The following is a 13,671-nucleotide window of genomic DNA, read 5'->3' as shown; positions in this document are numbered from 1 at the left end:
TAAACGCTAAGTTGATCGCCGTGGAGCGTCAATGCATTTTCTCCAACATCTGGGGCTTCCTAGCTGTTTGAAAAGTTGGGTGTTCGTTTTTCGACGAAGGCACTCATGCCTTCGGCCTTGTCCTGAGTGGCAAAGATGGAGTGAAATGCGCGGCGCTCAAAACGTATCCCTTCAGCAAGACAGACCTCAAAGGATCGGTTGACTGCTTCCTTCATCATCATGGTTGCTGGCATCGACATCGCTGCAATCGTCTCCGCGGTTTTTAAAGCTTCTTCCAGGAGTCGATCGACCGGAAAGACTTTCGCGACCAGGCCGCTCCTTTCTGCTTCGGCTGCGTCCATCACGCGGCCGGTGAGAAACATCTCCATCGCTTTCGACTTGCCGATGGCGAGCGTTAGCCGTTGCGTGCCGCCCATGCCTGGTATAACACCAAGTTTTATCTCCGGTTGGCCGAACTTCGCCGTCTCCGAGGCATAGATGATGTCACACATCATCGCCAATTCACATCCGCCTCCCAGCGCATAGCCGGAGACTGCAGCGATCATCGGCTTACGGGTGCGCGTCAACTCTTCCCAGCCGGAAAACCAATCAGCGAGATAAACGTCCATGAAGCTCTGGTGCTGCATCTCTTTGATGTCTGCACCAGCCGCAAAAGCCTTTTCGGAACCAGTGATCACGATGCAGCCGATATTCGGATCGCGGTCGAAGTGGCGTGTCGCTTCCGCTAACTCCTGCATCGCTTGCCTATTGAGAGCATTCAAAGCGCCGGGGCGATTCAGGGTGATGAGAGCTACACGACCGCGAGTCTCGATCAGTAATGTTTCGGCTTGATTTAATTGTTGTTCAGCCATAGTTCCCTCTACTCAGATTTCTACGATTGTCGCCCGACACCCCTCGTTGTGAGTACGTATGACCCAGGTTTAGGGGTGGGAATTCGTGGTTCTGAAAAAACTTCTCGACTTGTTCACCGGTGACGCGAGCCGGGTCATCGGGGGACCAGCGAGGCTGTTGGTCCTTATCAATGAGTGCCGCGCGTACTCCTTCGAGGAAGTCCGGATTTTGCAGACACGCCATGGCAAGGTTGTACTCTTGCCGCAGAGAATAGCCAAGGTCAGCCTTGTGCCGCGCATCCCGCAGAGCGCGAAGAGTGACCTTGAGCGCGGTAGGCGAGTTTTTGCGGATCTCCGCGGCGGCACGTTGGGCGATATCGCTCGTTTCTTCGTCCAGGCTGTTGAGAATCTCTTCGATTGTCTGCCTCGAGAAGCAGCGGCGAATCCACTGGCGCTCCGCTTCCAAAGAACCAGGCGATGGGGCTGCGCTCTTGTTGAGGAGCAATTCGTGCGCATCCAGTGCCGTCCTGCAGAGCGCTAGTTCCGCGATCATCGAGGGAATTTCGTTTGACGAGATGAACAGATCGCCTAGCCGGAGAAGAAGCGCGTCCGCCGGGCCTAAACGACTGGCGGTCAGTGCTGCATAGGTTCCCAGTTCATCCGGAGCCCTGGCTAACAGAAATGTCCCGCCCACGTCCGGAATAAATCCGATTCTCGTTTCGGGCATGGCCAGGGTAGAACGTTCCGTGACGACGCGGAGTGAGCCATGGGCTGAGATACCGATGCCGCCACCCATGACAACACCGTCCATCAATGCGATGTATGGCTTTGGGTAACTGGAGATCAGACTGTTTAGTTCATACTCTTCGCGAAAGAAAGTTGCTGCTTCCTCGAGACGTCCTGATCGGGCTGCATCGTACAAGGCCCGGATATCACCACCCGCGCATAGTCCACGCTCACCGGCGCCATCGAGCAGGATGAACTCAACTGCAGGATCTTCTATCCATTGCCGTAGAGCAGCTTTAAGCTCACGCACCATCATCAGCGTCAATGAATTGAGCGCTGATGGACGATTCAGGGTCAAACGGCCGCAAGCGCCTTCGACCCGGATTTCGACCTCGCTCACTTGAGGTCCTCGAGAAGGCTCCGAGAGACAATCAGCCGCATAATCTCGTTCGTTCCCTCAAGAATCTGATGGACACGCAGATCACGGACGATCTTTTCGATGCCGTACTCCAACAGATAGCCATAACCGCCGTGAAGCTGAAGTGCTTCATTCGCCACGTGAAAGCCTACGTCGGTCACAAATCGCTTTGCCATCGCGCACAAGACAGTTGCATCGCGGCTGCGCCCACTGAGAGATGCGGCGGCCCGCCATAGGAATGTTCGCGCGATTTCGAGCTCGGTTGCCATATCGGCAAGCCTGAATTGAAGTGCCTGGAAGTCGGCCAGGCGCTTTCCGAATGCATGCCGATCTGCGACGTAGTGGAGCGTCTTTTCCAGCGCCGTGGAAGCCCCGCCCAACGAACACGCTGCAATGTTCAGTCGGCCGCCATCCAAGGCCGCCATGGCGATCTTGAAGCCTTGTCCTTCTTGTCCGATCAGGTTCCTCGCCGGGATTCGTACATCTTCGAGAATCAACTGACGAGTTGGCTGAGCATGCCAGCCCATCTTCTTTTCATGCGCTCCAAAAGAGAGTCCCGGCGTTCCGTCTTCAATCAGGAACGCCGATATTCCGCGGCTACCTGTATCCGCGGTACGGGCCATAACGATATAGATAGTCCCAGGTACACCGGCCCCGCTGATGAACTGCTTGACCCCGTTTAGAACGTACGTGTCGCCATCGCGAACAGCTCTCGCAGCGAGAGCGCCGGCGTCGGAACCAGACGAAGGCTCGGTCAGCGCGTATGCTCCCGTCGATTCCATAGAGCACAGTCTGGGTAAATAGGCTTTTCGTTGAGATTCGTCACCGAAGGTGTCGATGATCCAGGCGACCATGTTGTGAACGGAGATATAAGCGGAGATCACAGGACATCCTGTCGCAAGACCTTCGAAGATCAGCACACCATCGAGGCGATCGAGCCCGCTGCCGCCGACATCCTCTCGCACGTAGATCCCACCCATGCCGAGAGGTGCGGTGGAACGGATCACGTCTAATGGGAGATGTCTTGCCTGGTCCCATTCGAGAGCGTGCGGAGCAATCTCGGTCGCAGCGAATTTCTTCGCCACATTGCTGATTTCCTGTTGCTCGGCTGTAAGAGAGAAGAGATGTGCCATCGCCTTCCTGATCAGTGAGAAGTCCCGTTCCGCCGGCCATGATCCCCATTATTCAATTGGTTGCGCACAAGGTTGACAGCGGTTTTCGGATTCACTAAGTTGGGTCTCGCCATTCTGCGCGAAGTGGTGTGCAGTTTATAGCGTCCGCTATCAGGATGTCACCAACCAGGAAATGCCGGGGGAAACGAGTGGAGATTGCGGGAAGAACATTTCTTGTCACCGGTTCTGCTTCAGGGCTCGGAGCTGCAACCGCGCGCGCACTGGTGAGTCGCGGAGGCTCCGTTGTCGTCGCGGATGTGAGCCCGACAGGCAACGTTTTAGCGCAAGAGCTGGGAAAGTCCGCCGTATACGTGCCGACAGATGTGACAAGTGAAGATGATGGACTGAACGCCGTACAGGAAGCTAAACGACGGTTTGGCGCGTTGCATGGACTGGTGAATTGCGCGGGTATTGCGCCGGGTGAGCGTGTGGTTGGAAAGAACGGCCCTCATTCGCTTTCTACCTTCACCAAGGCCATTACGGTCAATCTGATTGGCACATTCAATATGATGCGCCTGGCCGCCGCCGCAATGTCTCAGAATACTCCGACTGCGGATGGAGAGCGAGGCGTGATTGTGAATACCGCTTCAATTGCTGCGTTCGAGGGACAGATCGGGCAGACAGCGTATGCGGCATCGAAGGCGGGGGTTGTAGGCCTGACGCTACCGGCAGCGCGGGAGCTTGCGCGCAGCGGAATCAGGGTTGTGGCCATTGCTCCGGGACTTTTCCTGACGCCGATGATGAGCGGCTTCTCCCAGGAAGTACAGGACTCGCTGGCGCAGACCGTTCCCTTCCCTTCCCGGCTAGGCAAGCCAGAAGAGTTTGCACAGCTTGTTTGCTCCGTTTTTGAGCAGATCATGATCAACGGAGAAACCATCCGGCTGGACGGCGCCTTGCGCATGCAAGCGAAGTAGATAAGCCCCGAGTTTCGCCGTCCTGGCCCGAGCTTGCACGCGCTACTGCTTGGTGTTAACCGGCGTATCGGCCTTATCGTAAAACTCCTTCTGTATGGCTGCGGCGCTGGTATCTTCCTTGATTGCCTTGATGGCGGCAGCCAGTTGTTTGGCGCTGAATTCCGTAGCTGCTTTTCCCCGAGCTGCCGTCGCTCCGGAGGCATCACCCTGATAGTGATTCGGATAGCTGGCATACCACCATATGCCCGTATAGACGCTTCCAGGAAGGCTAAGCCGTTGCTGGTCGGCACCTGACTGCTGGCCGGCGCGTTCCGGATGAGCATCCTGCGGTGTGTGCGCCATGATATTGGAGACCTCTCCCTCGCCGGCATGACCGTCGACGCCAGGCTTCGATGGCTTGGCGGCGGCTGGAAGATCCGAGGCCGGCGTAGCGAAGTAACCATAGACAACGTAGTCGTGCCGCTGATCGAGCTGCGTCTGCGCGAAATAATGCAGCAGCATGGTGTTTCCACCGTGCGCGTTTTGAATGATGATCTTTTTGCATCCGTTGCGGGCCATCTCATCGACCGTCAGCTGCAGCAGCTTCATCTGAATGCGGGCTGGGTAGGCGAGAGTTCCAGGCTGAGAGCGCGCCTCGGCGATCTGACCGAAGTAATACGGAGGAAAGATGATGGTGTATTCCTGATGGGAGGCCAGATCGGCGATATAGCGGCCATTCATCAGATCCGTTCCGAGCGGGCCGGATGGACCATGCTTCTCGATGATGCCGAAGGGCAGAAGGCAGGTCTGCTTCGACTGTTGCAGCGCTTGAACGAAATCAGGGGCTGTGAGGTCTTCCCAGTGCGTGGAGAGTGACTGGCCGTGTAGAGCCGAAACGGCGATTGCTGCCATCGCAATGACGCGCGCGATGAATGGTCTGTACATGATCTATCTCCCGAATAGCAGGTATCTGGCACGTCACATCTGGCCCGATGCGAGGGTAGCGCCTGCTATAGGGTTTCAGTCAATAGAACATTCCATTGAGAGCTTGTCGTTACCTGTGGAAGAAAGAATGCCTGGGGGCTTGGAGGCTTCTCCATCGAACCGGCCCCGATCCGCGGGGCTGGCCCTTTGGCCGGAAGACACCCTTCGGTCTCTCCCGGCCCCACACCAGTTTGTATCAAGATTGCACGCGGACTAGTCTTAATGGGTATCGGAGGCAAACCCTCTTTTCATCCCAAATAACAGCTCCTAGATGGGCCCTTGGAAACGGCGCATCCGGATGCAGAGAAAGAGGAAGATCGCGAAAGCTGCGAGTCCCATCCAGAGTCCCGGCTCCGCCAGGTAGACGAGCGGCGTGGCATCTCTCAGGCCTATTGGGCCATTGTGCTTCGTGGCATAGTGGAAGGCCGCCTGTACACCTCCAGCTAGCCGATGCTGCAGCCAACGGCCGACATACTCGGTCCTGAAAGCGAAGCGCTCCAATCCCACGGCGCCGATGAAAGGCACCACTGCCCAGACAAGAGCTGCCCGCCGGCTGATGCTTGAGACCAGCAGCAGCCAACCATAAATAGGGGCATACCACAGCGTGCAGGTCACGATGAAGTAGAGCACGAAGACCTGGATCTGAAAGAACGGAAGCTGGCTCCATAGATCACCCAGTGGTTCTCGGAAGATGAGCAGGCCAAACGAAAAGATCAGAGCCAGCACAATGTTCATCGCGATGGTAATAACAAATGCCACCCCCGGGAGAACCACTATGGGAACGGCGGCTTTCGCGAGCACGGTCGTCCGGTCCGAAACGGGCAGTGACTTCCAGAAAAGAATGCTGCGGTCGCGGCGCTCGCTCAATAACGCATCGAGCGAATAAAAGACACCGGTCAGAATGGCAGTGATGAGGACAAGGCCGGCCGCAACCATGAACATGCCGGCAACAATGTCCTGGCCGCCACCATTCCTCTCCATGCGTACGGAGCCTCCATTGTGTACAAACGCCGTGAGGAAGCTGATACGCACAATCGCGACGACAATGATCGCAGCCGCCACGGTGGCGGGAGCGAACAGGATTGAGCGGTGCTCCCACAGCTCGCGACGGATGGACCAGTAGAAGGGGCGCGGTGCATTTACCGTCTTCTCTGTCTCGACAGAAGGTATGGCAAGGGTTTCGGCGCTGGTCATTGGATCCCTCCCTGGTGCGTCATCATGGCAACGAATACATCTGCAAGGCTTGGAGTGCGGACTTCACCAAGTGCTGCTGCCTTCTCCGGTTCGAGCCCGTCGAAGAGCAGAACGCTTCGGCCAAAGACCTGCCGCTCCGAGACCGGTTTCAACGCGCGGGCGGCATTCAGGTTCTCTGGCTGGACCATCACCTCGGCGTAGCGCGTCTCGAATGCCTCCATGCTGGAGGAGAAGGTGATCTTGCCGCGCTGGATGAAGAGCACATCGGTCAGGATGTGCTGCACCTCTTCCACCTGGTGCGTCGTGATCAGGATCGTGCGGCGGTGGTCGAAGTAGTCGTTCAACAGCGAGTCGTAAAACTGCCTGCGGTAGAGGATGTCGAGGCCAAGCGTCGGCTCATCGAGCACCAGCAGTTTGGCATCGATGGCCATGATCAGCGCCAGGTGCAGTTGCGCTGTCATTCCCTTGGAGAGCGCCTTCACGCGAGCCTTGGGAGGAATGGAGGTCTTTGCCAGAAAGGTTTCAGCCTTGGCTCGGTCAAAGCGCGGATGAATGCCTTCCATATAGTCCAGCGCCTGGTGGACGCGGATCCAGCGCGGCAGCACGGCTACGTCGGCGATGAAGGCGACCTGCTGCATCAACTTCTCACGCTGCATCCAGGGGTTCAAGCCAAGCACCTGAAGGGCGCCTTCGTAAGGAATCAGCCCGAGAATGGCGTCGAGCGTTGTGCTCTTTCCAGCCCCGTTCGGCCCGATCAGGCCGAGAATTCGGCCTTCTTCGACGTGGAGATCCACTCCGCCGAGAGCAGTGGTCGACCCGTAGGTTTTGCGGAGTCCTTGCGCTTCAATGCAGGCAGTCATTGCGCCTCCTTCAACGTTTTCAAAAGCTCTTCGGGGCGAAGCCCCAGGCGACGGATGGTCGCTACGACCTTGGGCCACTGCGTGGTCAAAAACCGCTGGCGTTCGGCCTGCAGCAGCAGGTCGCGTGCCCCGGGAAGCATATACATCCCCAAACCACGACGGCTTTCCACCAGACCACTGTCGACAAGCTCCTGATAGCCCTTGAGGACCGTCAGGGGATTGATTCTGTACTCCGCGGCGATGTTCCGCACTGATGGAAGTGGATCGCCCTCGCGCAGCGTGCCATCCAGAAACATGGCCACAATTCGGTCGCGTAGCTGCAGATAAATCGGCTGACCGTCATCCCAAAGCTGGTCCATGAGCACCTTCTTTGCATCGATGACCGATGCACTGTTTTAGTTACGTACAACACTACAACGATGTTCCGTTAATGCAAGAGATTTTTTCAGAGACTTCATCACGAAAGCACCGGATCGAAAAACGCTACCGCCAGCCGGTTCGCCATTAACGGCCGAGCTGCCAGCGGATAATAGGCAGATGGCAGCTTCGTCTCCCTGGTCTCCAGTTGAGGAATACATGCGTCGGCGACGTCTACGTGAGCAGCAGGTCGAAAGACATGAGACCCGGCACATTGCCCTCGGTTATCTGAAGCTGCTGCTCATCGCCGCTACGATTGCCATCGCCTGGTTGTCGCGCAGCCATTCCTATCGATCCCTCTGGCTTCCGGGCATCCCGATATTGTTATTCATCGCAGTCGCGGTTTATCACTCACGCGTCCTGCGCCGACAGGCAGACGAACGCCGAGCCGTGGAGTTTTACAGTAAGGGCCTGGCGCGGATTGGAGACGACTGGCCGCGAACTACGGAACGCTCACTACCGGAGCAGGCGATTATGTCCAGTCTCTACGCCCGGGACCTGGATATCGTCGGAAAAGGAAGTCTGTTCGAGCTGCTCTGCGTAGCGCGGACACGCATGGGCGAACAGTGCCTGCTGGCGTGGCTGCTTCACGCTGCCTCGCCGGAGACGATTTACCGTAGACAGAACGCAGTATCTGAGCTTCGAGGTCAACTGGATTTTAGAGAAGAGATGGCGGTCACGGGCGAGGCCGTCTCGATTGGAGTATGGCCTGAATCGCTCAAGCAATGGGGAGCATCCACTCACCCATTCGCCAGTATCTGGCTTCGCTGGCTTGCCGCGGGGCTCACGCTTCTTGCGGTTGGTGCGGCGGCTTTCTGGCTCACACATGGATTCGCCGGCCCCCTGCTTGCGGTGCTGGTGGCGCAGTGGTGCCTTGTACGGTATCTGAAACGCCGGATAGCACTGACGCTCGATGGTGCCGACAAAGCCTTTCAGAATCTGAAACTGGTTTCAGCGCTGCTGCACGAGATAGAGCAGCAGCATTTCGAAGGACCTCATCTTCAGAGCATCCAGAAGCAACTTTTCTCAGGACATATCGCGGCCTCTGAAGCGATTGCGCAACTGGGAAAGATTGTCGACTATCTGGAAGCTCTGGCAAATCCATTCGTCAGGCTATTCAATCTACCGCTGATGTACACTGTGCAGCTTGCTTTTGCGATTCATGCCTGGCGCGAGCGGCATGGCCATGCGCTGGCATCCTGGCTAGACAGCCTTGGGGAGATGGAGGCGCTGCTCTCACTGGCGGCCTACAGCTACGAACATCCTGAAGACCCGTTTCCAACCTTTGTCGACGGGCCGGGGAACTTCCACGCCGAATACCTCGGCCATCCGCTGATTCCGGCTGCGAAGTGCGTCCGGAACAGCGTGGACATCGGCGAGCCCGCCAGGGTGCTGCTAGTCAGCGGTTCCAACATGTCCGGAAAGAGCACGTTGATGCGTACCGTGGGCATCAACACAGTGCTGGCATTGTGCGGTGCCCCGGTTCGGGCAAAGCGGATGCAATTGACGCCTCTGCGGATCGGGGCAAGCCTGCTGGTCAATGACTCTCTCCAGCGTGGAGCCTCGCGGTTCTATGCCGAGATCGAAAAGCTTCAAGCAATATGCAGCCTTGCGCAACAGTCCGGGCCACCGCTGCTTTTTCTTTTGGATGAATTATTGCAAGGAACCAACTCGAAGGACCGCCGCATCGGTGCGGAAGGAGTTACGCGTGAGCTCGTCGAGGCCGGCGCCATCGGAATTTTGACGACGCATGATCTTTCACTCACCCATATGGACCATGAAGACGGCATGCTGAGAAATATGCATTTTCAAGATGCCATTGTGGACGGAAAGATGCAGTTCGACTTCCTTCTGCAAGAAGGCGTAGTCACTAAGAGCAACGGCGTCGAGCTGATGCGGCTTATTGGTCTGAAGGTCTAAAGAAATAGATCCGAGCTCACGTTGTTTCAACCAATCCAGTGTGTAGTCTAAGAAGTTCTTGTCATAAATGTTGTCATCCTGAACGTTCGGGGTCCCCGGCGAACTTGTTCGCTGGGGTGATTAGTGAAGGACCTGCTTTTCAAGGCTTCGGGGGCAAAGCTCTTCGTGATTTATGTCATGACCTTTAGATTCAGGACACTAGCTTCCAACTGTTGCTAGTTGAATTGCCTGGTTGATGGCTTCGAGCAAACTACGCTCGTCGGCCTGGCCCGTTCCGGCGATATCGAAGGCCGTTCCATGATCGACGGAGGTACGAATCACGGGGAGCCCGAGGGTAATATTTACTCCTGATTCCAACCCCAGGACTTTCACCGGCCCATGGCCCTGGTCGTGATACATGGCGACCACCATGTCGAAATCACCGCGCTGAGCTAGAAAAAACAGGGTGTCCGCCGGGAGCGGTCCCTTCACATCCCACCCTCTGCTCCTGCACGCCTCAACAGCCGGTACGATCTTCTCGCCCTCCTCGCCGCGGCCGAAGAGTCCGTTCTCGCCGGCATGAGGATTGATGCCGCACACGCCGATGCGTGGATCCTTGACGCCGGCGCGCTCAAGTGCCGCATGGGCGCGGGTGATGGTTCGCTCAACCAAATCGGCATCAATCTTCTCAATGGCATCGATAAGACCAATATGGGTTGTGACATGCACAACACGTAACTTCGGGGTCGAGAGCATCATCGAGACTTCTCCCGCACCGGTTAGCGATGCGAGCAGCTCAGTATGCCCGGGAAAGAGATGACCGCCTGCATGAAGCGCTTCCTTATTAAGCGGCGCGGTGCAGATGGCCTGGATGCCGCCATTCATCGCAAGCCTGGCTGCGACTTTGAGATAACGGTAAGCCGCATCTCCGGCAATTGGAGATATCTTGCCCCATGGAAGATCGTCAGGGATCAGGGCAAGGTCAATGCAGTCGATCACTCCGGGAGTAAAACTGGCCTCTGAGAGGCGTTCTTCGATCAGGGGATGAATGGTGAGCTCTGCATGAACGATCTCAGCGGCCTGTCTGAGCCGGCGAGCATCCCCAATGACGAGTGGCCGGCAACGCTCATAGACCTCTTTGTGCATGAGGGCTTTAACGATGATCTCCGGGCCGACACCTGCTGCATCTCCCATGGTGATGGCAATGATCGGGGTCATTAACTCTTCCTTATTGCGGCATGGCGACCGCTTGTACCTATAAGATCATCGATTGGAATCAGGCGTCTCCGCAACTCTCTGAACTTCTCCTGATAGCAGAGCCGCATCCATCTCTTGCCGACGGACTACACGCGTCTTCCACAAGGCCGTAAGCGGAGGAACCAACAGGCTGCTTACGATAACGCAACAGGCGACGAGCACGGTAGCCGATGCCGCTGCGGCTGCATACCTGGGGTTAGCAACCGCTACCAGCATCGGCACGGCCGCGGCATTGCCTGCTGTGGTTGCTGCGGCAATTCCTGCGGTGCCGTCGCCACCGATGAGGCGATCCGCGGCGATAAGGCAGATGGCGCTGACAAACACTAAAACTACCCCGAGGGTGAGGCCGAGCAATCCAGCGGTCGCGACACGATGCAGATCGAGCGTGCATCCGATTGCAAATGCGAAGAAAGGGATAAGAACCGAGACGCCCTGCGAGAGAAACCGGCGCATCTCGGGATCGAGGTTTCCAAGCACCATCCCTACTGCCAGAGGCAGAATCGCTCCTACCATCGTCTGCCAGGGGAAGGCCGCCAGGCCTGCGACGCCAAGAGAAACCATCGTGAGGAACGGGCCTGACTCAAGCGTCATCACGGTGTAGGCCGCCGAATCGGCCGGCTGGCCATACTGTTCCATCAGCGCCATGTAGAGGCCGCCATTAGTGTCGTTGATAGCAGCGACGACAGCAAGCGTGGAGAGACCTGCAAACCACCCGGTGCGAACAGGGTCAATGCCAATGAGATGCCCGAGGACGAGGCTGGCAAGAAACCCCAGAGCGACCTTTGTGGTCATCAATGCTCCGCCCTTCTTCAGCAACTGCGGCAGGGAGCCAAGCGAAATCCGCGCTCCCATGCAGACGTAGAAAACAGCCAGGATCGGTAGAGCTCCGGTATACAGCGCATTGGTGAAAGATCCAAAGAACGGAGCCGCGTGCGGAGCGAACGTAGCGAGCGTTGCTCCACACAAGAGAGGGACGACCATCATGCCGCCGGGTACTCGTTCGATTGCTCGCTTGATCTGCATTCCTTCGGCCCCAGATTCTCGATCTTTCTAACGTCCTGATTATTTACCGTGGCCCGATGGATCTCGCAAATTCGCCTTTTATTCGTCTAGCTTATTCTCCACATCCGAGGCCCTATTTATAGGTAAGTCACGGGTATCATGCTCTTGTCATCCCAAAAGAGGCCCGGCACGTGGCGAGCACACGACTCACTCCAGAGAGATCTCTGCGGTATAGCGGTTGGACGGTTGTCCTTGCTGCGTTTTTCGGGGTAATGTTCAGCTTCGCCGCGATTGTCCCGTTCACTTTCAGCCTCTTTATCGCGCCTCTGCATGCCGCGTTTGGCTGGAAGCGCGAGGCGATCTCAAGCACCTTTGGGATTGCAGCGATGACTGTCGCGGTCTTCTCGCCCGGCATCGGCATGCTGCTTGATCGCGTTCCGCCTCGCAGAGTAGTGCTTCCCTGTATCGTCGTATTTTCGGCCGCGCTTCTCTCGCTGAGCCGCCTTACACCGCAGTTAGGCCGTTTCTACCTTACCTACTTCATTATCGGCGTCGTCGGAAATGGAACCGCTCAGTTGTCCTACTCACGAGCCGTTCTAAGCTGGTTCCGCACCATGCGTGGAACCGCATTGGCGTTCATGCTGACCGGCAGCGGAGTGGGGTCGATTCTAATGCCGCTGATCACACAACATGTCATTCACAACAGCGGATGGCGTGCCGGCTATCTTACGCTTGGGTTGCTGGCGCTGTTAGGTTTTCCGCTGACCACCATCTTTCTGCGAAATATGCCTGGTTCAGCGTCGCAACCTGCCGAACGGAAGCAACCGACGGCCACTTCCAGCGTGTTCGGGTCGGCAACCTTCTGGCTGATCGCGGGATCAATTCTGCTCGGCGGCTTTGGAGCAAATGGTGCACTCTCGCATCTTGCCGCTCTCCTGAGCGAACGCGGCATCAGCGGTTCAGACACGGCGATAGCCCTGTCTTGTCTGGGTGCTGCCGGTATTGGCGGACGCCTGCTAACCGGCTGGCTTCTCGATCGCTTCTACGCACCCACGCTTTCGTTCCTCATGTTTCTGCTTGCCGGCGCAGGCATCACGCTGTTCGCGTATGCGTCGAACGCAGCGATGGGCATTGCAGGCGCCCTGCTTCTTGGGTTCAGCATGGGCAGCGAAGGAGATATTGGCCCATACCTGATTGCGCGCTATTTCGGGCAGAGCCGTTTCGCCACACTTTATGGCCTCACATGGACAGCCTATGCCATTGGAGGAGCGACGGGGCCTGTACTTATAGGCCGGTTGTATGACCAGATGGGCGGCTATCGCCCTTCCGCGATCCTTATACTTGCAGGAACCGCGGTCATTGCCGCATTCATGAATTTCGCACTACCCCGATACAGCGCTGAGGAAGCAGAACTGGACACGATGACGCTGGAGTCCACAGCGGTGGAGTAATAAGGAGAGATATGCCTCACATCCCACTTCCCGAGAACCTTCCCGGAATCAGTTCCGGTTTTGCCTTTCGTCCAGAGACCGCGGCCCCCATGCGCGAGTTGGCGCATGTTTTGCTCTATACCTCGGGGCGCAACACCGACCTGAGCTCCCGGGATCGCGAACTCATCGCAGCCTTTGTGTCTTCGCGCAATGATTGCACCTTCTGCAAGATGAGCCATGGCGCAGCGGCTACTCATCTGAATGGGGGCGACCGCTCACTTCTGAACGATGTATGGACCGATTTTCAAACAGCGGATATCTCGCAAAAGCTGAAGGCGCTGCTGGCAATTGCCGCCGCAGTCCAGATCGACGGTAAGAAGGTTACCCCGGAGATGGTGAAGATAGCCCGCGACGCCGGAGCGTCAGATCTTGAGATTCACGATACCGTTCTCATAGCGGCGGCATTCTGTATGTACAACCGCTACGTCGATGGACTTGCTACCTTGCAGCCGCAGGAGGAAGGCTCTTACCTCCAGATGGGAGCTCGTCTTGCGGAGCAGGGATACGTCCCGCCGAAGTAGCATCTCAA

13 protein-coding genes are annotated in these 13,671 nt (G+C 57.1%); 4 read left to right on the top strand and 9 right to left on the bottom strand.

Annotation, left to right across the window (positions count from 1 at the left end; translation table 11 throughout):
- Nucleotides 1-59: 59 nt before the first annotated feature.
- From FTW19_RS07920 to FTW19_RS07910, 3 genes are read right to left on the bottom strand one after another with little or no spacing between them, the layout of a single operon-like run.
- Nucleotides 60-851 (bottom strand): enoyl-CoA hydratase, encoded by a 792-nt coding sequence (locus FTW19_RS07920; protein WP_147647119.1) that lies wholly within the window; start codon nucleotides 849-851, stop codon nucleotides 60-62.
- Nucleotides 844-1,956, bottom strand: a complete 1,113-nt coding sequence (locus FTW19_RS07915; protein WP_147647118.1) for an enoyl-CoA hydratase/isomerase family protein — start codon at nucleotides 1,954-1,956, stop codon at nucleotides 844-846. The genes FTW19_RS07920 and FTW19_RS07915 overlap by 8 nt, the downstream gene beginning before the upstream one ends.
- Complete coding sequence (locus FTW19_RS07910; protein WP_147647117.1) at nucleotides 1,953-3,107, bottom strand: acyl-CoA dehydrogenase family protein; 1,155 nt, start codon at nucleotides 3,105-3,107, stop codon at nucleotides 1,953-1,955. The genes FTW19_RS07915 and FTW19_RS07910 overlap by 4 nt, the downstream gene beginning before the upstream one ends.
- A gap of 188 nt (nucleotides 3,108-3,295) precedes the next feature.
- Here FTW19_RS07910 and FTW19_RS07905 point away from each other — a divergent pair, with 188 nt between their 5' ends.
- A complete protein-coding gene (locus FTW19_RS07905) occupies nucleotides 3,296-4,060 on the top strand; it encodes a 3-hydroxyacyl-CoA dehydrogenase (RefSeq protein ID WP_147647116.1) in 765 nt (254 codons plus the stop codon).
- Nucleotides 4,061-4,102: 42 nt separating this feature from the next.
- Here FTW19_RS07905 and FTW19_RS07900 read toward each other — a convergent pair whose 3' ends face one another.
- The 4 genes from FTW19_RS07900 to FTW19_RS07885 form a co-directional block, all read right to left on the bottom strand.
- Nucleotides 4,103-4,984 carry a creatininase family protein gene (locus tag FTW19_RS07900; protein WP_246153635.1) on the bottom strand — a complete coding sequence of 294 codons (882 nt, stop codon included), beginning with the start codon at nucleotides 4,982-4,984 and terminating at the stop codon, nucleotides 4,103-4,105.
- A 306-nt stretch (nucleotides 4,985-5,290) separates the two neighbouring features.
- Nucleotides 5,291-6,217: an ABC transporter permease gene (locus FTW19_RS07895; protein WP_147647115.1), complete on the bottom strand. Its 927-nt coding sequence runs from the start codon at nucleotides 6,215-6,217 to the stop codon at nucleotides 5,291-5,293.
- Nucleotides 6,214-7,077 (bottom strand): ABC transporter ATP-binding protein, encoded by an 864-nt coding sequence (locus FTW19_RS07890; RefSeq protein ID WP_147647114.1) that lies wholly within the window; start codon nucleotides 7,075-7,077, stop codon nucleotides 6,214-6,216. The genes FTW19_RS07895 and FTW19_RS07890 overlap by 4 nt, the downstream gene beginning before the upstream one ends.
- A complete protein-coding gene (locus tag FTW19_RS07885) occupies nucleotides 7,074-7,436 on the bottom strand; it encodes a GntR family transcriptional regulator (RefSeq protein WP_147647113.1) in 363 nt (120 codons plus the stop codon). The genes FTW19_RS07890 and FTW19_RS07885 overlap by 4 nt, the downstream gene beginning before the upstream one ends.
- Before the next feature lie 217 nt (nucleotides 7,437-7,653).
- On the opposite strand from FTW19_RS07885, the gene FTW19_RS07880 reads away from it, so the two are divergent.
- The gene (locus tag FTW19_RS07880; protein WP_246153634.1) at nucleotides 7,654-9,414 is read left to right on the top strand and encodes a MutS-related protein; all 1,761 of its coding nucleotides are present in this window, start codon (nucleotides 7,654-7,656) and stop codon (nucleotides 9,412-9,414) included.
- A 198-nt stretch (nucleotides 9,415-9,612) separates the two neighbouring features.
- Here FTW19_RS07880 and pdxA read toward each other — a convergent pair whose 3' ends face one another.
- Both pdxA and FTW19_RS07870 read right to left on the bottom strand, forming a co-directional pair.
- Complete coding sequence (gene pdxA, locus FTW19_RS07875) at nucleotides 9,613-10,611, bottom strand: 4-hydroxythreonine-4-phosphate dehydrogenase PdxA (RefSeq protein ID WP_147647111.1); 999 nt, start codon at nucleotides 10,609-10,611, stop codon at nucleotides 9,613-9,615.
- A 45-nt stretch (nucleotides 10,612-10,656) separates the two neighbouring features.
- Nucleotides 10,657-11,673, bottom strand: a complete 1,017-nt coding sequence (locus FTW19_RS07870; RefSeq protein ID WP_147647110.1) for a 2-keto-3-deoxygluconate permease — start codon at nucleotides 11,671-11,673, stop codon at nucleotides 10,657-10,659.
- Between the two features lie 170 nt (nucleotides 11,674-11,843).
- On the opposite strand from FTW19_RS07870, the gene FTW19_RS07865 reads away from it, so the two are divergent.
- Nucleotides 11,844-13,103, top strand: a complete 1,260-nt coding sequence (locus tag FTW19_RS07865; RefSeq protein WP_147647109.1) for an MFS transporter — start codon at nucleotides 11,844-11,846, stop codon at nucleotides 13,101-13,103.
- A gap of 11 nt (nucleotides 13,104-13,114) precedes the next feature.
- The gene (locus tag FTW19_RS07860) at nucleotides 13,115-13,663 is read left to right on the top strand and encodes a carboxymuconolactone decarboxylase family protein (RefSeq protein WP_147647108.1); all 549 of its coding nucleotides are present in this window, start codon (nucleotides 13,115-13,117) and stop codon (nucleotides 13,661-13,663) included.
- The last annotated feature ends 8 nt before the right edge of the window (nucleotides 13,664-13,671 follow it).

This window comes from Terriglobus albidus (genome assembly GCF_008000815.1).
Taxonomy (GTDB): domain Bacteria; phylum Acidobacteriota; class Terriglobia; order Terriglobales; family Acidobacteriaceae; genus Terriglobus; species Terriglobus albidus_A.
The sequence above is the reverse complement of the archived record's forward strand: the minus strand, read 5'-3'. Positions and strand labels throughout refer to the sequence as shown.